The following is a 20,043-nucleotide window of genomic DNA, read 5'->3' as shown; positions in this document are numbered from 1 at the left end:
AGATTTTAGCATTACAAGAATACTCAAAGGAATTGATCGCCAGTGCAATTTTATTAGTGACGCTTCTTTTCTTTAGAACGGCAACAACAAAACTCGTACGACGTTACGCTAAAACAAACCAAACACTCGAGCATAGAACTAATTTAGTTGTCAAGTATATGCACTTGTTTTTATATATTTTGGCAGCTATCGCGCTAATAATTATTTGGGGTGTTCAAACTAAAGATATTATTTTAGCATTTTCGTCCGTAACTACTGTTGTGGGTGTGGCATTAATTGCTCAGTGGTCCATATTGAGTAATATAACTGCTGGCATTATTTTATTTTTCTCCTTTCCTTTTAAAATAGGTGACGTTATTAAAATTCATGATAAAGATTTTCCAATCATTGCTGAGATTGTGGATATTAGTGCCTTTCATGTCTTCTTAAAGACTTATGATGGTGAGCAAATAATTTATCCAAATAATCTACTTTTACAAAAAGGTATTTCGATTTTAAAAGATCATTTTAAGGATAAAGAATTTGTTGATTAATAATCATATCGAATACAATAATCTTGATAGTTCGATACAAAGTATAGCCTGATACCAAATTTAGACTTACTATTTCAAATTTTTATTACGATATATTATTAAAATTTTCAATTACTAAAATCAGTTTTTAATTCACTTTGTTTTGTAAAATTTCGTACTTTTTACAACTGTTAGCAAAGTCTTAATTATATAAGTATTGACTAAAAATATATAATGCATAGCTTTTGATTTAATCACATATTTGTCAATTGAAAACAACTGAAAATTAGTTCGTTTTAACGAAACACAAAACAACAATGGACGAGAACTTGAAACTACCGTTTTATGCTAAATTGACTCTAGTTTTACTAGGATTAATTTCACTGACTTTTATATTTTATATCGCACAAGATATACTGATACCAGTGATGATGTCCTTTTTGTTTGCGATTTTACTTTATCCTGTTGTCCAGTTTTTCAAATCAAAAATTCGTTTACCACATGTGATAGCAGTTATGTTAGCGGTCGTGATATTCGTATTAGTTTTTATTGGACTGTTTGTTTTTTTATCCTTCCAAATCAGTGATTTCGTCAATGATTTTGATAAGATTGAGCGCAATTTTAATATTCATCTAAATAGCATTCAAGGCTTTATAAGAGATAATTTCCATTTAAGTTCTAGCGAACAGAAGAAATACATTGACACAGCCACTGAAGATTCTATGGCAAAAGGTAAAGAAATGATAGGCAGTACGTTGATGTCTTTCACAGACACTCTTGTAAACTTGACTTTAATACCTATTTATACTTTTTTAATTCTTTTATATAGAACTCACTTTTTACTTTTTTTATCTAAATTAATTAAAAAAGAAAATCACGAACAATTAAAAAACATATTGACAAATATAAGAGTAGCAATCAATAGCTATATTGTTGGACTTATAATTGAAACAGTTTTGATAGCGATAATGACTACAGCTGGTTTCATGTTAATTGGCTTAAAGTATGCTGTATTACTAGGAATTGTTACAGGAATACTAAATCTTATCCCGTACATAGGAATTCTTTTTGCTGGATTACTTAGTATTTTAGCATCACTTACTGGCTCTCCAGATCTCTCAATAATTATAGGTGTGATTGTGATCACTATAGTCGTTCAGTTAATTGATAACAATATTCTTGTCCCAATAATCGTAAGTTCAAAAGTAGAAATCAATGCCTTTATTTCAATCATCGGAATTATTATAGGCGGAGCAATTGCAGGAGTTTCGGGAATGTTTTTAGCATTACCTATTATAGCAATCTTGAAAGTTATTTTTGATCGCGTGGAATCATTAGAACCTTGGGGCTATTTAATGGGAGACCATCTTCCCAGAACGTACACGTGGCGTAAAATTAAGTTGCCACTTTTTGACGAAGAGCAGCAAAGTGAAGTTAACTTTATAAAAGCTGATGTTATAGTTCCAGTTTTTACTGAAACTACGACTGAAAATAATCCTGATAGAACAGATCAATAATTTCCTAGGAATTATAGATAGTTACTTTGACCGTAAAGAACTTTTTTTCTACTTATTATATTATTTTTGAGTTTATAATTAGACTATGCAAAATAAAATAAATTTCTATTTCCTTGTAATTCTACTCAGTTGTTTCCAAGTATCTTTTGCTCAGGAAACAGGTGTAAAAAAGGATACGTCTAAAGTTTATGACAACATAAAAAACTATTCGAAAAAGAATAAGTTTACCAAGTTGATGCATAAGCTCGTATTTAGATCTCCTAATTTAAACAAGAAAGCACTTCAAGATGTTCAAAAAGATTACACCAAATTTGAAGGTAAGATTATTAGAAATATTAATATTATCACGTTAGATCCTTTTGGATATTCTGAAATTGATACTTTAAGAAAACCTAAAAACTGGGCTGAAAGAACTGGTAATAAAGCACACCTAAAAACAAAAAGATTCGCAATAATGAATTTGTTGCTAATTAAAAAGAATGAGCGTTTTGATTCATATTTAGTTAAAGAGTCAGAACGTTTAGTGAGATCGCAACGCTATATTAATCGTGTAGATATTGCACCTGACTTAATAAACAACAATAAAGATTCTGTAGATATTACATTACGCGTTTTAGATTCTTGGAGCCTTATTCCTAAAGGTTCTGTTTCTAGTTCGAAAGTAAATCTAAAAATTATAGAGCGTAATATTTTAGGAACAGGTCACCAATTAGAAAATCAATTTAAAAATAGATTTAGTGACGGTAAAAGTGCTTACAATGTTGCTTACACCGTACCAAATATTAAAAATACTTTCATTAGCACTAAAATAAGTTACCAAATAGATTTAGATAATTATTACGGTAAAAGTATTGCTATTGATCGACCATTTTATTCACCGCTCACAAAATGGGCAGGAGGAATTTACTTAGATCAGCAATTTAGAAAGGACAGTTTACAAGATTCGAATTCAGTTTATGCTTTCCAGAACTTTAAATATAGTACACATGACGTTTGGGCTGGACATGCTTTTAAACTTTTTAAAGGAAACACCGAGAGAGAACGAACTACGAATTTAATTACGTCAGCGCGCTTTTTAAATGTTAAGTATCTAGAAAGTCCGACGTTCGAATATGATAATACCGACTTTTATTCAAGCGAAAAATTGGCATTAATAGGTATTGGTATTTCTTCTCGTAAATTTATTAGAGATCGTTATATATTTCAAAACGGAACAATTGAGGATGTACCTATTGGTAAAATATACGGCTTGACTGGAGGTTATCAATATAAAAATAACAAAGATCGATACTATTTAGGAGCCAGAGCAGCTTTTGGTAACTTCTATTCATGGGGTTTCTTAAGTGCAAATTTTGAATTTGGTAGTTTTTTCGAAAAGTCAAATGCTGAGCAAACTGCTTTTTCTTTTCAAGCTAATTATTTCACAAATTTAATGACAGTAGGTAGATGGAAACTAAGGCAGTTTGTAAAACCACAGCTTGTTCTGGGTTCAAATCGTGTAGAAATAATGGGCGATCAAGTATCTATCAATGACGATTATGGTTTAAATGGATTCAAAATGGCCGAATACGGAACTAAGAAGGCTATTTTAACTTCGCAAACCCAGTTTTATTCTCCTTGGGATTTGTGGGGTTTCCGAATTAATCCTTATTTCAACTACTCAATTGCTATGTTGGGAACGGCAACGAGAGGAATATTACAAAGTAAAGCGTATTCTAAAGTGGGCATAGGCGTTATTATAAATAATGATTATTTAGTATTTAGTTCGTTTCAAATTTCACTTAGCTACTACCCTTCAATTCCGGGTGATGGACAAAATGTTTTTAAAACCAATTCATTTGAAACCACAGATTTTGGTTTTCAAGATTTCGAATTGGCAAAACCACGAACTGTTATCTATAAGTAATAGATTAAATTTTTAAATAGCAGACGATTAAACTAATAAAAAACTATTTTACGTTCTAATTATAAAATGTAAATTATATAACGAAATCCCTTAATTATATAAAAAATATTAAAATATTATTTACTACTTTTATGTGATTTAAATTCATAATTAAAACCCAAAACAAATGAAAAAAGTTACCTTTTATTTAATGATGATGGTATTATCATTAGGAGTTATTCCAAGTCAAGTATTTGCAGCTGAAAAAAACCCTACTTCTATTAGTAATACTCCGAAGGAGGTTCCTGCAGAAGTTAAGGTAATGCTTAATCGTCTGGAAGAAATTAAGGCTATGGATAAGTCTTCTTTGAACTCAGCAGAAAGAAAAGAGTTGCGTAAAGAAGTACGCACTATTAAAGCAGACTTGAAATCATCAGGAAATGGTGTTTATTTATCTATTGGTGCGATTATTATAATTGTTTTATTATTGATTTTGTTACTATAATCGGAAAACAAATGCATAAAAAAAAGGAAATGATAAATCATTTCCTTTTTTTTATGTATTATTTTCTGTGTTAATAATTTACTAGCTCTCGAACTGATTTAAACTAAAATTCGATTTTTAATTATTAGTCACTATAATTTAACATGGCATGGTTATTGGCTCTGAAGTAGAATAAGAAAATAAAATTATTAATCTAAAAATATAAGAAATGAAAATAATAAAATTATTAGTACTAGGTGTACTATTTATAGCAGGAGCTAATTTAGCGCAAGCACAAGTATCTGTAAATGTAAATCTTGGTGCTCCTCCAGCTTGGGGTCCTGCAGGATATTCGGCAGTAGATTATTATTATTTACCCGACGTTGAATCATACTATGATGTAAAGAATTCCCAGTTTATTTACCTTGGAAATGGAAAATGGATTCGTGCCAAAAATTTACCTACTCGTTATAGAAATTATGATTTGTACAGCGGCTACAAAGTTGTTCTAAATGACTATCATGGTAGAACTCCTTACAATCACTTTAAAAATCATAAAGTAAAATATTACAAAGGATACAAAGGTAAACCACAAAAAAATATTGGTTATTACCGCGGACACAAAAGTAAAGCGCATAAAAATAGCGATTACAATAAAAACAAGAATAAAAGTTATGAGAAAGGAAAAAAAAATCATGACAAACACAAAAATTAAATCTAAAATACTACGCACAAAATGAGAACCTTAGCTTAAGGTTCTTTTTTTTTACAATCTTATATTTGTTTTATAGTTCTTAAAAAAATGTTAATTCTACCACCTTGGCATGCTTGTTGAAAAAGTACAAATAGATATATCGTTTTACTAAAATAAGTTTCCCCATTAAAATAAAGAAAGATGAAAACATTAAAACTAATCGCCTTAGGAATTATCCTTTTTGCCTCAAGTACAATTCAAGCACAAGTTTCAGTGAACGTTAACATTGGTAGAGCTCCAGCATGGGCTCCCGTTGGTTATGCCGATGCAGATTACTATTATTTACCAGATGTTGAAGCCTATTATGATGTACGCGCTACACAATTTATCTACTACGGAAATGGTAGATGGATGCGCTCAAGATACCTTCCTGGACAATATAGAAATTACGATTTATACGGTGGATATAAAGTAGTATTAAATGACTATCGCGGATCAAGACCTTATAATAATTTTAGAAATCATAAAGTAAAATATTATAAAGGTTATAGAGGTAATGATTATAGACATAACGGATATAATAATAACCGTCGAGTTTATGTAAGCAATAGACATGACAACAGAAAAAGATACGATCACGACGATAGAAAATACAAAAAACATGGAAATTATAAAAGAAAAGATAATGATCATGATAAACGCAGAGGTCACCACGATAGAGACTAATTTTTAAAGTTATTTTATTAAAATAAAGAGAGAGAAAGCTAATTATAGTTTTCTCTCTTTTTATTTTAATTCATTTCAAAATAATAAAGAAATTAAAAAAGATTTCTAAAAAAAACATTTAATACTTACATTTGAAGCTATTGCAAACTAAATTTTAAATAATGCCGAAAAAACAAATTCTTACGTTCACAGCGTTCCTTTTATGTTTACACATTACAGTTGCACAAAATCCTAAAAAACTTAATTCAGTTGAGATATTCAATAAGATCGAGAAGCTTAACTTTCTTGGTTCGGTATTATATATTGCAGCGCATCCAGATGACGAAAATACTAGATTAATTTCATATTTATCGAATGAACAAAAAGCTAGAACAGGCTATTTGTCTTTAACTCGCGGCGATGGAGGACAAAACCTTATAGGAACTCAATTAAGAGAATTATTAGGCGTTATCAGAACTCAAGAACTTATCGAAGCTCGAAAAATAGATGGCGGAGAGCAATTTTTCTCAAGAGCAAATGATTTTGGTTTTTCTAAAAACCCAACAGAAACCTTGCGAATTTGGGATAAGGAAAAAGTTTTAGCTGACGTTATTTGGGCTATTAGAAAATTTCAACCCGATGTTATTGTAAATCGTTTTGATCATCGCTCACCGGGAACAACTCACGGACATCATACTGCATCTGCTATGTTGAGTGTCGAAAGTTTTAACTTAGCTAATAATCCAACTATTTTTCCTGACCAACTTAAATTTGTAAAGCCTTGGCAAAGTAAACGCCAATTTTTTAATAGTTCCTGGTGGTTTTATGGAAGCATAGAAAAATTTAATGCAGCTGACAAAACCAACCTAATCGCTATAGAAACAGGAGTATATTATCCTGCAATTGGAAAATCAAATCAAGAAATTGCGGCATTAAGTAGAAGTCGTCATCAATCACAGGGCTTTGGCTCAACAGGAGTGCGAGGCGAAGAAACTGAATATTTAGAATTTATAAACGGTGATGCATTAAAAGATAAAAAATCACTTTTTGAAGGAATTGATACGTCTTGGAATCGTGTAAAAGGTGGAAAACCGATTGGCGAGTTATTGACAAAGATTGCAAAAGAATATGATTTCAAAAATCCCTCAGCAAGCATTCCGAATTTGGCGAAAGCCTACTCAATGATTCAAGCATTAAATGAAAATCATTGGGCTCCATTAAAATTAGCAGAAATCAAAGAAGCTATTGCTTCATGCGCTGGCTTGTATCTTGAAGCGGTTGCTCAAATTCAAGAAGCAACACCAAGAAGCACTATTAAAGTGAAAATTGAAGCTATTAATAGAAGTTCTAATTCCATTGAACTAACAAGTACAACTTCATTGCCAAACAATAGTACTACAACACAGAATCGCGATTTAAAAAATAATATTGTAAATAATATTAGCTTAGATTTAAAATTGCCCGAGTCTCTAAATTATACACAACCGTATTGGCTAAAAGATAATGGAACGGTGGGAATGTACACTGTAAATGATCAAGAAAATATAGGGATTCCAGACATAATTCGTGATGTAAAAGTAGTTTTTAACCTTAAAATAAATGGAGTAGCAATTCCCTATGAGCGTACCGTAATTTACAAGTATAATGATGATGTAAAAGGAGAAGTATATAACTACCTTGATATTGTACCTCAAGTCACAACTTCAATCGAAAATAAAGTTTTACTTTTTACAGATAATAAAGCTAAAACTGTGGTCGTAAAAATCAAATCAGGTAAAGAAGATGTTAAAGGAAATTTACAATTAGAGTTGCCAAAAAACTGGCAAGTCTCTCCTCAATCTATTTCTTTTACGATTGCTAAAAAGGGAACAGAACAAACCGTTTCTTTTCAAGTAACTCCGCCGCTTTCAGCGGATGAAGCTGTATTGAAAAGTGTCGCTGTTATCGATAATAAAAGATTTGATAAAGAACAAATTTTCATCAATTACGACCATATTACGAAGCAGCAAGTTTTACAATCAGCGGAGTCTAAATTGATAAGAACTGATCTAAAAACCAGTAATGAACGTATTGCTTATATTATGGGAGCTGGCGATGAAGTTCCAAATAGTCTTCGTCAAATGGGCTACACGGTGACATTAATAAAAGCAGACGAAATTACCGCGCAGAAATTAGAAAATTTTGATGTTGTTATTACTGGAGTTCGGGCTTACAATACCATTAACGCTTTGGCTTTTAAACAAAATATTCTTTTTGATTTTGTGAAATCTGGGAAAACGATGGTCGTACAATACAACACTAATGGAGATTTAGTCACTGATAATATTGCGCCTTATCCATTAAAACTATCTAAAGATCGAGTTACTGAGGAAGATGCAGAAGTTAGATTTTTAGCGCCTGATCATAATGTCTTAAATTTCCCAAACAAAATTACTACTGCAGATTTCACGGGTTGGAAACAAGAGCAAGGACTTTATTATCCTAATGAATTCGATAAGGCCTTCACTCCTATTCTTTCTTCAAATGATACGGGTGAAACTCCTAAAAATGGCGCATTACTTATCGCTCCATACGGAAAAGGTAATTATGTTTACACTGGCTTAAGTTTTTTTAGAGAACTTCCTGAAGGAGTTACAGGAGCATATAAATTATTAGCTAACATTATTTCACTTTCCTCCGTGGAGAAAGATTCGAAATCAAACACTAAGAAATAATAAAATAAGATGGAACCAAAAAAATTAAAAACCTGGAAAAAAAACTATACATGGGTGCTGTTGGCTAATGCTATCTATATCATGTTTTTTTATTTTATAATGAAATTATACTCTTAAATTATGCAGTTATTTGATTGGATTATACTTATCGTTACTTTATTATTTATTGTAATCTACGGTGCTTGGAAAACTAAAGGAAGTAAGAATGTTGAGGACTTTATTTTAGGTAACAATGAAACACCTTGGCATGTTGTAGGACTCTCTGTGATGGCCACACAAGCGAGCGCAATTACGTTCCTTTCTACTCCGGGACAAGCATACCACGACGGAATGGGGTTTGTTCAATTTTATTTTGGACTTCCTATCGCGATGGTGGTTATTTGCGTAACGTTCATACCGTTATACCATAAATACAAAGTGTATACCGCCTACGAATATCTTGAGAAACGATTTGACTTAAAAACAAGATCTCTTGCCGCCATTCTGTTCTTGTTTCAAAGAGGATTGGGAACTGGATTAACCATTTACGCTCCCGCCATTATTTTGTCAGCAATCTTAGGTTGGAATCTTACTTATATGAATATCGTAATCGGAGTTTTAGTAATTATATATACATTTTCAGGAGGGACGAAGGCAGTGAATGTTACTCAAAAACAACAAATGTTTGTAATCATGTCGGGGATGTTTATTACTTTCTTCCTGATATTACATTATTTACCTAATGATATGACTTTTACAAGCGCCCTTCATATTGCTGGTGCAAATGACAAAATGAATATTGTAAATTTCTCTTTTGATCCAGAAGAAAAATATACTTTTTGGAGTGGTATAACAGGTGGTTTTTTCTTGGCTTTAGCCTATTTCGGAACGGATCAATCGCAAGTGGGACGATACCTTTCTGGTAGATCGGTAAAGGAAAGCCAAATGGGACTGATTATGAACGGACTTTTGAAAGTGCCAATGCAGTTCTTTATTTTACTAACTGGAGTAATGGTTTTTGTCTTTTTCCAATTCAATCCTGTACCATTAAATTTCAATCCTAACAATAAAGCGATGATTGAGAAATCAGCTTTTAAGGGCGAATATAATGATTTAGAAAAAAAGCTTGACGATCTGTCTGAAGATAAAAAAGTCATCAATTTATTGTACATCGATCAATTGAACCAAGATTATGACAATCCAATTCTTCGAAAAGAGTTGATTGCGTTATCTAATAAAGAAAAAGATTTACGAGATCGTGCGAAGGAAATTATTCTAAAAGCCGATAGTAACAGTGAAACTAACGACAAGGATTACGTTTTTTTTCACTTTATTTTAAATTATTTACCGCGAGGTCTTATTGGATTACTATTAGCAGTAATTATTTCAGCTGCGATGTCATCTACAGCATCTGGATTAAATGCACTTGCTTCCACAACAGCAATTGATATCTATAAACGAAATGTAAAGGGAGAAAAATCAGATCGTCACTACTTGTACGCTACTAAATTTTTCACTTTGTTATGGGGAGTTATTGCAATTCTATTTGCTTGTGTAGGAACTTTGTTCGAAAATTTAATACAGTTAGTAAATATAATTGGTTCCATATTCTACGGAACAGTACTTGGAATTTTCTTAGTTGGCTTCTATCTAAAAAATGTACAGTCCAAAGCTATATTTTATAGTGCTTTAATAAGTCAATCTACAATATTCATCATCTACTACTACGCGATTTATATTTATCCAAGCGGACAAGAAAAACTAGGTTACTTATGGTTGAACTTTATAGGTGCGACTTTGACAATAGTTATTTCGCTACTGCTACAATGGACAATTTTCAGAAAGCAAAAAGCTACTCTTTTAGACCCAAATGTTATCTAAAACTAGCATTGCTAACATACAATAATTAAACCGCAGATTCACATACAGTAAGTATTGAATCTGCGGTTCTTTTTTGAAATAGTTTGTGGTCTAGAAATTATGCATGATTAAGCTGATTAGCTCAAAGTTCAAAGAATACTAGCATTATACTTTAATTTAATAAAATAGTACTATTCCAACTTAAATTAAAAAGCTGCACCTATTTAAATAGCTAATTTAATTTGGGACAAAAGATCGTAGTAGCAATAGGATCCAACTTGGTAATTATCTTATTATAGCATTAAACGATACTTTATAAGAAAATCTTAATGTCTTTCGATCGAAGTACATTAAAAAAAATCCCGTCTAGAATAGTATCTAGACGGGATTTAAATTATGGTAAACTAAATATCTTAGTTTTTATTCCACTCAGCGATGCTGTCTTTATTCATTTTAACGTAATCTTGATTCTTTGCTGCTTCAGCTGCTGCAAGTGAAGCTTTAGCAGTATCAATAGCACCTTTTTTATCACCAGCTTTTGCTTGAATCAGTGACTTCAATCTTGTATACCAAAAAGGTTTATCTTTTGTCATATCCAATGATTTATTTACATACTCTAAAGCTTTTGTATTATCACCGTTCGATTGAAACAAAAATTGTGCTGCAGAAAAATAATCAGCAGATGCAGGACCTGATAATGCTTTATCAATATTAGCTGTTGCTTTTTGTTGTGTTGGAACTTCAAATTTTAAAGCAGCATATGAATTCTCCCAAGAGATTTCTAAAAATGCAAAGTTGTTATCTAAACCGCTTATTCCAATAGTAAATGTCTCTACACTTTTATTTAAAGTTTCTGGTTTAACAGTTGCTTTTAGTGCTATATTTTCTTCTTTCCATTCTTCTGGATTACCCCAGTTATCGGTAGTTTTATAGAAAATTATATCCCAACTTTCAATTTTCGGAATTGTATATACTGAGTACTTCCCTTTTTTCAAAGGTTTACCATCTATAATTACATTATCACTAAAAGATATTGTTGTGTTTTCATTTGCTCCTGTTCTCCATACTTTTCCGAAAGGAATTAAATTACCAAAAACTGCTCTACCTCTAGCGCTAGGTCTTGAATAATTAATTTCAACATCAGTCAATCCTACTGATTGATTTATTGTTGCTTTTGGGCTCGATTGAGGCGTTTGAATTTGAGCTTCAGCTGCAAAATTTGCTAAAAATACAGCTAAGACAATAATTATTTTTTTCATAGTTCTTGGTTTTTTTTAATGATTGGCAAAATTACAACTTCGCTTATTCATATTTGTTAAATACTTCTTAATTTAGAATGAATATTCGTTACTGTATTGAAATCTAATTCATTAAAGTGATTTACAATCAGGTCCGCTTGAGATAGATCTTGCGCTTCAGAATGAATGCTATTATAACCCACGCAGAAAATTCCAGCTGCCTTAGCCGCTTTAATTCCGTTAGTGCTGTCTTCGATAACAATACAATTCATTTTTGGAGCAATTGATAAGGTAACTGCGTGCTCGAAAATAGCGGGATCGGGTTTCGATTTTGGAAAATCTTCACCGCTGACTAAATGAGTAAAATAATCATATAACTTGAATCTACTGAAAACACGTTCGATCGTAACTTTTGATGCCGACGAAGCTAAAATCAATTGCATTCCATTTTTGTGCAAATCTATAATCAATTGCTCCACGCCTTCGAGTAATTCTAAATCTTCCTTATTGTCAAAAGCATCATTGAAAATAGTTCGTTTGCGCTGAATTAAATCTTCAACTTCTTGCTCGATTGTGAATACTTCTTTTAATCTTTGAAATGTATTTCGTGTCGAAAAACCGGTGTACGAAGTATACATTTCTTCAGTTACATCAATGTTCAACTCTTGAAATTGTTTGAAATATGCATAACGGTGGACGGGTTCTGTATCTACAATTACACCATCCATATCAAAAATTACAGTTTGTATCATTATTGTTTTGCCACGAAGGCGCTAAGACACGAAGTCTTTTTTAATTAATTTCTAATTCTTGTGCAAGTTCTTTTTTGCCAGAAGAGGCTAAGGAAAAAAGTGTTTTTTTTTTACTACTAACTACTAAAAAAAAATTAGACCACTCAACACTCTATAAACTGAATACTGATTACTCAATACTGAATACTGAACACTGACCACTGTTCACTGATCACTCCTTCTTTAATAAATATCTAATCACCGTTTCTGCTGCATATAAACCAAACAATCCCGGCATATAGCTATTAGTTCCGTAGAACGATCTTTTATAATTAGACCCGTCGGTCATTTTCAAACTGGCCTCGTCTTGGATTTCTGACGAAAAAACAACTTTTAATTTATCAATTTTGACTTCCTTTAATCGTCGGCGGATTGTTTTTGCCAAAAAGCAATTTACAGTATTACTGATATCTGTAACCTTTACTTTTGCAGCTTCCAGTTTACCACCAGCACCCATACAACTAATAATTTTTACTCTTTTGCGCTTTGCACCAATAATTAAATTCAATTTAGGAGTTACACTATCAATGCAATCCAAAACATAATCAAATTCGTCACTTACAATTTCGAATGCACGTTCTGGAGAGAGAAATTCCTCTACTCTCGTTAGTTTCAGCTCAGGATTAATATCCATTAAGCGATCTCCAACTAATTTTATTTTTGACTTACCAACGGTTGAATGCAAGGCAGGCAATTGTCTATTTATATTGGTAATATCAACCACATCACCATCAACAATTGTCATTGCTCCTACTCCTGCTCTTACTAAAAACTCCGCTGCAAAAGAGCCAACGCCACCTAAACCGACAACTAAAACGTTTGCTTTTTGTAAATTATCTATACCTTCTTTTTTAAATAGAAGTTCACTTCTCTCCATCCACTCTGCCATTCTACACTACTTGTTTATTATTCTCGTACGAATATTATATTTTTAATTTTTTCTATTTTCTTTCGAATACTGCTTCGAAATTTCTACTAATGATTTCTTGCATTTCAGTCATTGAGATTCCTTTTATATTTGAAGCCAACTCGTAAACAGTTTCAATACCTTTATCGATAGTATCTGTTTCGAGAAAAATGCGGTTTTCTGGAATTTTTTTGAAAACTTCTTCCAGTCCAGTGCCAAGACTGGCAGATTGTACTAGATATTTACCAAAGGAAAGATAAAAACCACTGCCTATTAATTGAGTCGCAATTTGTTGGTTTTTAGAAAATCCGTGAATAATTAACGGAACTGAAATATTAAGCCGCTTCTTAATTTCTATCACTTCTTGAAACGCGGCAACACAATGTATTACAACTGGCTTACTATATTTTTGCGCTAAAAGCAATTGTCGCTCAAAAACCATTTGTTGCAATTCGAAAGGAGCATCAATTCGTTTGTCTAATCCACACTCTCCTAATGCAAGGCAATTTTCGGTTTGTAATTTACTTTCGATAATTACCAAATCTACCTCCAAAGATTCTTCATTGATGTACCAAGGATGAATCCCAATAGAGTAAAAAGGAATATCTCTATTAAATTCTTGAGGATATTGATTTACTAATTCCACTACTTCAGTGCGATTAGTACCTTGATGAGTATGTAAATTAAAGAAATCCATTAATAATGAAATTTTTTAACACCTGCTTTTATTTCGATATTTAGATCATTCTCTAATGGAACAATTGGGCAGGAATATTTATGATTGTAGGCGCAATATGGATTATATGAAGTGTTGAAATCAATTGCAATTGTTTTGCCTTTGGGAATTTTCAAATCAATATATTTTCCACCTATATAACTATCGTTACCGCAAGTAAGATCTGAAAAAGGAAGAAACAAATGATCTTTATAATTCTCTTGTTTTGAAAGTGCAATGTTCTTATAAACATTTAATTTAAAATCAGAACCATTAATTTTAAAATACACTTCTCCATATTTCACATAAATTGGTTTTCTATCAGTGGAAGTTTTCATTTCGAATGGCTTCTCTTTTTTAGTTCGCACGAACTTTGCCACCACATAAAATGTTTCATTTGCGGGGTAAAATTCTAATGATTTAAATGTCGCTAAATCCTCAGCCATCAGCGGACTAGTTTTAGAATCCGCATACTCGGCATTTAATTCGTTTTGAAATTTTATAACAGCAGCAGTGTCGAATTGCTGTTGCCCAAAACCAAAATGAAATTGAACTAAAAAAATAAAAATTGATACTATTCTCATGTGACTATTTTGATACAAAAATAAGGTAAAAGTTAGAAAGGAACAATTATTATATTTTCTTGTATTACATCACGACATAGTGAAGATGCAGTTCAAAATATAAACAATATCATATGCTTAATAAGATAAGTAGGGAACGAGGATAAAACGGATTAAGCAGATAAATACAGATTTAAAGAATCTAAATATTTACATTTTTTTAGTCAATGAGCAGAAGTACGGCTTTACTATTGATCGTTATTTATAAACAAAATAGTCTAATTTACACTAAACCCTAGCCCAGATAGCAGCAAAAATCCTTTTATTTTTTTTGGATTTGCGAGGAACGAAGCAATCTAAAAAAAGAAAAGATTGTAGCGAATAGCTGGAAATAGCTACAAAAAAACATTGTAAATTTGCGTCATACAAAATCTACTTATGCTTAAAACAGCTTTTAGTCGCTACATCAATAATTACCGAGGATTTTCAAGAGAGATATGGATTTTGACTCTTATCACATTTATAAATCGTGCGGGAACGATGGTTTTGCCTTTTTTATCTAAATATTTAAAGGAAGATTTGAGCTTCTCATATGAGCAAGTAGGATGGATTATGGTCTGTTTTGGATCCGGTTCGATGTTAGGTTCGTGGCTTGGTGGTAAATTATCTGATAAAATAGGATTCTATAAAATCATGGTTTTTAGTTTATTAACCAGTGGATTGCTTTTGTATGCGGTGCAATATGTGCGCACTTTTTGGGGATTGTGTTTTGCCATGTTCTTCATTATGACAGTCGCGGACATGTTTCGTCCCGCAATGTTTGTCTCATTAGGGACTTACGCAAAACCTGAAAATCGCACGAGAGCACTGACTTTAGTTCGTTTAGCAGTCAATTTAGGGTTCACTGCAGGACCTGCTTTGGGTGGTTTAATTATCATGAATTTAGGATATAGCGGTTTGTTTTGGGTCGATGGAACTTCATGTATTGTATCTATATTAATTTTCACAGTGCTTGTAAAAGAGCGCAAAGTTCCAGCAGATTTGGCAGTAAACAACGCCGAAACCGAAATTCCAGCATCTGTATTTAAAGATAAAATATTCTGGATATTTCTATTTATTTGTTTTGTTACAGCTATGCTTTTCTTTCAACTTTTCACCACATTACCGCTCTATCACAATGAAAAATTTGGTTTAAGCGAACTTCAAAGTGGACTTTTACTATCACTAAATGGTTTGATTATTTTCTTTCTCGAGATGCCCATTGTCAGCGCTAGCCAACGAAAAGGAATTGATAAAATCAAGATTATTCTGTGGGGTTGCGTGTTGATGTCCATAAGCTTTTATGTTTTAATGATTAATATTTGGGCAGGAATGCTCGTTGTGAGCATTCTTTTTATCACTTTTGGAGAGATGTTTATTTTCCCATTCTCGAATTCATTTGCATTAAGTAGAGCACCAAGAGGACATGAAGGACGCTACATGGCGTTGTTTACAATGAGTTTTAGTCTGGCCCACATTGCCAGTTCAAAAACAGGACTTGAAGTAATAGCAAATTTTGGATATCAAGCCAATTGGTTTGTAATGGGAACTTTTGGAATTCTGTCAGTGGCTGGATGCATCTGGCTTCAAAAGTTGGTGCGACAAGAACAAAGCTAAAATAACTTTATTAATTTGGGCGTGACTCCATTCATAAAAGGGGCTAATCAACGGAGGCGTTAATTAGCCCCTTATATAAATGCTGTCGGGCTTTACGTTTCAATCCACGCTAAATATCGTGCGATTTCCTCTTCAATCCCTCACGCAAAATCGTTTACAGGAGCACTCGCTCGTCCCTATCGAAACTTAATATTAAGTTATTCAACTTACCAAAAAATCTTACAAACTACAAAAATAGTTTACAAACTACAAAAATAGTTTGTAAACTAGAAATATAGTTGTACGTTTGTTTTTCTTACAAGTTCAAGATGAAAAAAAATATACCGATGCAAAAATTAACCAATAAGGAAGAAGAAATCATGCACATTATATGGAAGCTCAAAAAAGCTTTCGTTAAAGAAGTAATGGCTGAAATAACTGAAGATCAACCGCATTATAACACCTTATCTACAATGGTTCGAAATCTAGAGGAAAAAGGTTATGTTGCCTACAATGCTTTTGGAAATACGCATCAGTATTACCCTATTGTGCCTATTGAAGAATATCGAAAGAAATTTATGAACACTGCAATCGATAACTATTTTAATAGTTCATATAAAAATATGGTTTCTTTTTTTGCCAAAGAGGAAAAAATTTCAGCGGAAGAATTAAGAGAGATTTTGGCAATGATTGAGAATAAAAAAGAAGAGAATACCTCATTATAAATCAGAGTATGTAAATTATAAATTGAATACTATGGAAGAACTTTTCATCTACTTTTTAAAGTCAAGCGGATTATTAATTACATTCTACTTAGCATATCATTTTTTGCTCCGGAAAGAAACATTCTTTGCAACAAATAGATGGTTTCTCCTAATAGGCTTACTGACATCAGTTTTTCTTCCTCTAGTATTTTACACCAACACTGTTTTTGTTGAAACAAATGATAATGTTATCGATTGGAACAAAATTCCAGCAGCAGCAGATGAATTGGACAATACCAATGCAATCAATTGGTATTTCCTTTCGGCGGTTATTTACGGCATAGGTTTTATCTTTTATCTATTAAAATTCGCTTTAGATTTCTACCTTTTAAATACCATTTTTAAAGGAAAAGGAATTCAGAAACAAGAGGATTACAATTTATTAGACACCAGCGAAAATGTAGCTCCCTTTTCCTATTTCAGTACAATAGTTTATAACTCGACATTATATTCTCCATCTGAACTAGAAAATATTTTAGAACATGAAAAAGTACATTGTCAGCAAAAACACTCTATAGATGTTCTACTTTCTCGGGTATTTTGTATTGTTTTTTGGTTTAATCCAATTGTTTGGCTTTATAAAAAAGACATACTACAGAATTTAGAATTTATTGCTGATCAAAAAGCAACAAATAAAGTTATAGACAAAAAAGCATACCAATTCACACTTTTAAAAATAACAACGCAGGAAAATTGTGTTGAAATCACCAATCATTTTTATCAATCATTAATCAAAAAACGAATCGTTATGTTAAACAAAAATCGATCAAAAAAAAGAAATTCTTGGAAGTATGCAGTTGTTATTCCAGCGCTAATTGCATTTGTAATTTTCTTCCAAATTAAGGTCGTTGCACAACAGAGAAATGAACAAACGTCAACTCAATTAAAAGGCGAGGTTACTGCAAATGAATTAGAATTTAGTTGGAATAAAAACACAACTGATGTTCTATTTACGAAAGATATAAGTACAGCTAAAAGTTTAAATATTGACCTTGTTTTTTCAAAAATTAGGAGAAACTCAAAAAATGAAATTACTAAAATTAAAATTTTCTATAAAGACAACATCGGTAACGAATATGTTCAAGATTTTTCTAAAAGTAGTGGAATAGATCCCATTCGTTTTGTACGCAATATTGACCAAAATGGAAAAGGCGAAATTGGATTTTACGAAAACCAAACTCAAATCTCAACAAGAGCGAAAGATGCAGTCTTAATATCTGAAGAAAAAGTAGCAATAATTGATGCCGCAGTAGAACAGGAAACTTCTAGTAAAGGAATCTCACAAACCACAAATTCCGTAAAAACAAATAACCAGAAACCGAAACCAATAATAGTATTAAATGGCATAAGACAAATTCCCGATTTTGATTTAAATTCGGTCGATCCTAGCACTATTGCAACTGTCAATGTTTTGAAGAATGACAAAGCAATTGAAAAGTATGGTAAAGAAGCAATCGATGGAGTAATCGAAATTATAACTAAGAATGAAAATTATAAAGCATCCACATCAATTACCACTTCAAAAAATGACAAAACATTTTCATTCACTCCTTTAAAAGCATCCACCAGCAATCGCAATGAGAAAGGAAACATAAAATTAGAAGCTGACGTATATGAAATGAATTTAGAAAAAACAGAGCCAACTAATTTAAATAATAAACAGTTCAGTAAGAAAACGTTCAAGAGGCAGTATGTAAAAGTAAAGTCAAGTGAGGCTATTATAGATGAAGCAGAAATATACATAGACGACGTAAAATCAACGAAAGCAGCGCTAGATAACATAAATCCAAACTCCATTGATAAAATGGATGTAATCAAATCTGCTGAAGGCAAAAAGTTTGTAAAAATAACGACCAAAAAACAGTAAAATATTTTCATTAAAAGACGGTTAACAGTAAGACCGTCTTTTTTTATATCTTTGAAAAAAAAGCATGTTCAAAATCTTAGCTCAAATCAATAAACTCATATTACCTAGTTTTACTAAACAGCGATTAGATTTGGCTAAAGCCAAAAAATGGCAAATGGCTATTATTGGTTTTCGTTATTATGTTACGACAAGAGCATTGGATTAATAGGTTACTGCAGCAAATATTTCTTGATCTTTAATTTTTTCTCTTCCGTTCAGAAAAGATAATTCCATAATGAAATTGCATTGTACAATTTCACCCCCCAATCGTTCTACTAATTCGCAAACAGCCTTTATAGTTCCTCCAGTTGCTAGCACATCATCGTGAATCAAAATGCGCTCTCCTTTTTGTATGGCATCAATGTGTATTTCCAAAGTATCAGTACCATATTCCAAATCATAAGTGGCTGAAATAGTTTCAAAAGGTAATTTATTTGGCTTCCTAACCGGAACAAATCTAGCATTTAAATCTTGTGCAATCAATGTTCCAAAGAAAAATCCACGACTCTCCACTCCTACTACCTTATTAATTTTTTTATCTTTTAGAGTTGAAACCAATAATTTCAAGCATTCCTGACTTGCTAAAGGATCAATTAGTAGCGGAGTTATGTCTTTAAACAAAATTCCTTCTTTTGGAAAACCTTGAATATCACGTATATAATTTTGCAATGACATATTTTTTAAGTTTTTACGAATTTACTCTTGCAAATTACACATTTATACCTATCTTTGCACCCGCAATGAGGTTATTATAACCACCTGCAAATGGCCTTGTGGCGCAACTGAATAGCGCACTTGATTACGGCTCAAGAGGTTACTGGTTTGAATCCAGTCAAGGTCACAAAACCCCAACAGATGTTGGGGTTTTTTTATGCTCAAAACTGAAATAGCTACTGAAATCAACTAATTAGAGCTAATATAGGGAAAAAAAACATCAAAATCATATATAGGTCCTAGTACACCATTAGATGCACTACTGAGTACACTGTAGTTTTTTTATTTGAAAATTTTCTTTACACGCCAATGATTATGTAGAATTCGACGATAATTTCGAGTAGTCGACAGATTTCATTAAAAAAAATCATTAATGTCCGATAAAAAATAAATCCGCATGATTTTATTTTTCATCTATTTGATTGCCAATGTTTTAATTTTTATTTTCTGTGCTTTTATA

General features: G+C 32.0%; 18 protein-coding genes and 1 tRNA gene. 13 read left to right on the top strand and 6 right to left on the bottom strand.

From position 1 onward, the window contains the following. The first annotated feature begins 2 nt into the window (after positions 1–2). The 8 genes from RCH19_RS09175 to RCH19_RS09140 all read left to right on the top strand — a co-directional run bounded on the left by RCH19_RS09175 (position 3) and on the right by RCH19_RS09140 (position 10,371). Complete coding sequence (locus RCH19_RS09175) at positions 3–533, top strand: mechanosensitive ion channel domain-containing protein (RefSeq protein WP_121926450.1); 531 nt, start codon at positions 3–5, stop codon at positions 531–533. Between the two features lie 296 nt (positions 534–829). After that, on the top strand, positions 830–2,029 hold the full coding sequence (locus RCH19_RS09170) for an AI-2E family transporter (RefSeq protein ID WP_121926423.1): 1,200 nt from the start codon (positions 830–832) through the stop codon (positions 2,027–2,029). A gap of 85 nt (positions 2,030–2,114) precedes the next feature. Continuing rightward, on the top strand, positions 2,115–3,935 hold the full coding sequence (locus RCH19_RS09165; RefSeq protein ID WP_343022968.1) for a hypothetical protein: 1,821 nt from the start codon (positions 2,115–2,117) through the stop codon (positions 3,933–3,935). Between the two features lie 166 nt (positions 3,936–4,101). Further along, positions 4,102–4,419 (top strand): hypothetical protein, encoded by a 318-nt coding sequence (locus RCH19_RS09160; RefSeq protein WP_343022967.1) that lies wholly within the window; start codon positions 4,102–4,104, stop codon positions 4,417–4,419. A gap of 208 nt (positions 4,420–4,627) precedes the next feature. Continuing rightward, positions 4,628–5,113 (top strand): hypothetical protein, encoded by a 486-nt coding sequence (locus RCH19_RS09155; RefSeq protein ID WP_343022966.1) that lies wholly within the window; start codon positions 4,628–4,630, stop codon positions 5,111–5,113. A 180-nt stretch (positions 5,114–5,293) separates the two neighbouring features. Further along, a complete protein-coding gene (locus RCH19_RS09150) occupies positions 5,294–5,818 on the top strand; it encodes a hypothetical protein (RefSeq protein ID WP_343022965.1) in 525 nt (174 codons plus the stop codon). A gap of 161 nt (positions 5,819–5,979) precedes the next feature. Further along, positions 5,980–8,511, top strand: a complete 2,532-nt coding sequence (locus RCH19_RS09145) for a PIG-L family deacetylase (protein WP_343022964.1) — start codon at positions 5,980–5,982, stop codon at positions 8,509–8,511. Between the two features lie 120 nt (positions 8,512–8,631). Further along, positions 8,632–10,371, top strand: coding sequence for a sodium:solute symporter (locus RCH19_RS09140; protein WP_343022963.1), 1,740 nt, complete (start codon positions 8,632–8,634; stop codon positions 10,369–10,371). A gap of 392 nt (positions 10,372–10,763) precedes the next feature. Here the strand turns inward: RCH19_RS09140 and RCH19_RS09135 are convergent, their stop codons facing one another. The 5 genes from RCH19_RS09135 to RCH19_RS09115 all read right to left on the bottom strand — a co-directional run bounded on the left by RCH19_RS09135 (position 10,764) and on the right by RCH19_RS09115 (position 14,585). Beyond that, positions 10,764–11,609: a DUF2911 domain-containing protein gene (locus RCH19_RS09135; protein ID WP_121926430.1), complete on the bottom strand. Its 846-nt coding sequence runs from the start codon at positions 11,607–11,609 to the stop codon at positions 10,764–10,766. 56 nt (positions 11,610–11,665) lie between these two features. Next, the gene (locus RCH19_RS09130; RefSeq protein WP_343022962.1) at positions 11,666–12,340 is read right to left on the bottom strand and encodes an HAD family hydrolase; all 675 of its coding nucleotides are present in this window, start codon (positions 12,338–12,340) and stop codon (positions 11,666–11,668) included. Positions 12,341–12,551: 211 nt separating this feature from the next. Continuing rightward, entirely contained in the window at positions 12,552–13,268 is a 717-nt protein-coding gene (locus RCH19_RS09125; RefSeq protein ID WP_343022961.1) for a tRNA threonylcarbamoyladenosine dehydratase, read from the bottom strand. A 52-nt stretch (positions 13,269–13,320) separates the two neighbouring features. Next, complete coding sequence (locus tag RCH19_RS09120) at positions 13,321–13,983, bottom strand: TatD family hydrolase (RefSeq protein ID WP_343022960.1); 663 nt, start codon at positions 13,981–13,983, stop codon at positions 13,321–13,323. Continuing rightward, positions 13,983–14,585 carry a DUF1684 domain-containing protein gene (locus RCH19_RS09115; RefSeq protein ID WP_343022959.1) on the bottom strand — a complete coding sequence of 201 codons (603 nt, stop codon included), beginning with the start codon at positions 14,583–14,585 and terminating at the stop codon, positions 13,983–13,985. Before RCH19_RS09115 ends, RCH19_RS09120 begins: the two co-directional genes overlap by 1 nt. 417 nt (positions 14,586–15,002) lie before the next feature. Between RCH19_RS09115 and RCH19_RS09110 the strand changes: the two genes are divergently transcribed. The 4 genes from RCH19_RS09110 to RCH19_RS09095 all read left to right on the top strand — a co-directional run bounded on the left by RCH19_RS09110 (position 15,003) and on the right by RCH19_RS09095 (position 19,035). Further along, positions 15,003–16,220, top strand: coding sequence for an MFS transporter (locus RCH19_RS09110; protein WP_343022958.1), 1,218 nt, complete (start codon positions 15,003–15,005; stop codon positions 16,218–16,220). Positions 16,221–16,546: 326 nt separating this feature from the next. Beyond that, positions 16,547–16,924, top strand: a complete 378-nt coding sequence (locus RCH19_RS09105) for a BlaI/MecI/CopY family transcriptional regulator (RefSeq protein ID WP_343023010.1) — start codon at positions 16,547–16,549, stop codon at positions 16,922–16,924. A gap of 31 nt (positions 16,925–16,955) precedes the next feature. Beyond that, on the top strand, positions 16,956–18,830 hold the full coding sequence (locus RCH19_RS09100) for a M56 family metallopeptidase (RefSeq protein ID WP_343022957.1): 1,875 nt from the start codon (positions 16,956–16,958) through the stop codon (positions 18,828–18,830). Between the two features lie 64 nt (positions 18,831–18,894). After that, complete coding sequence (locus RCH19_RS09095; protein WP_343022956.1) at positions 18,895–19,035, top strand: SsrA-binding protein; 141 nt, start codon at positions 18,895–18,897, stop codon at positions 19,033–19,035. On the opposite strand, the gene RCH19_RS09090 is transcribed toward RCH19_RS09095, so the two are convergent. After that, complete coding sequence (locus RCH19_RS09090; protein ID WP_343022955.1) at positions 19,032–19,544, bottom strand: adenine phosphoribosyltransferase; 513 nt, start codon at positions 19,542–19,544, stop codon at positions 19,032–19,034. The two genes, RCH19_RS09095 and RCH19_RS09090, sit on opposite strands and share 4 nt — an antisense overlap. 92 nt (positions 19,545–19,636) lie before the next feature. Here RCH19_RS09090 and RCH19_RS09085 point away from each other — a divergent pair. Next, positions 19,637–19,710: transfer RNA gene (locus RCH19_RS09085), tRNA-Arg, on the top strand. Positions 19,711–20,043: the final 333 nt, after the last annotated feature.

This window comes from Flavobacterium sp. PL12 (genome assembly GCF_039123485.1).
Taxonomy (GTDB): Bacteria; Bacteroidota; Bacteroidia; order Flavobacteriales; family Flavobacteriaceae; genus Flavobacterium; species Flavobacterium weaverense.
This window is presented reverse-complemented; position numbering and strand designations above follow the sequence as displayed.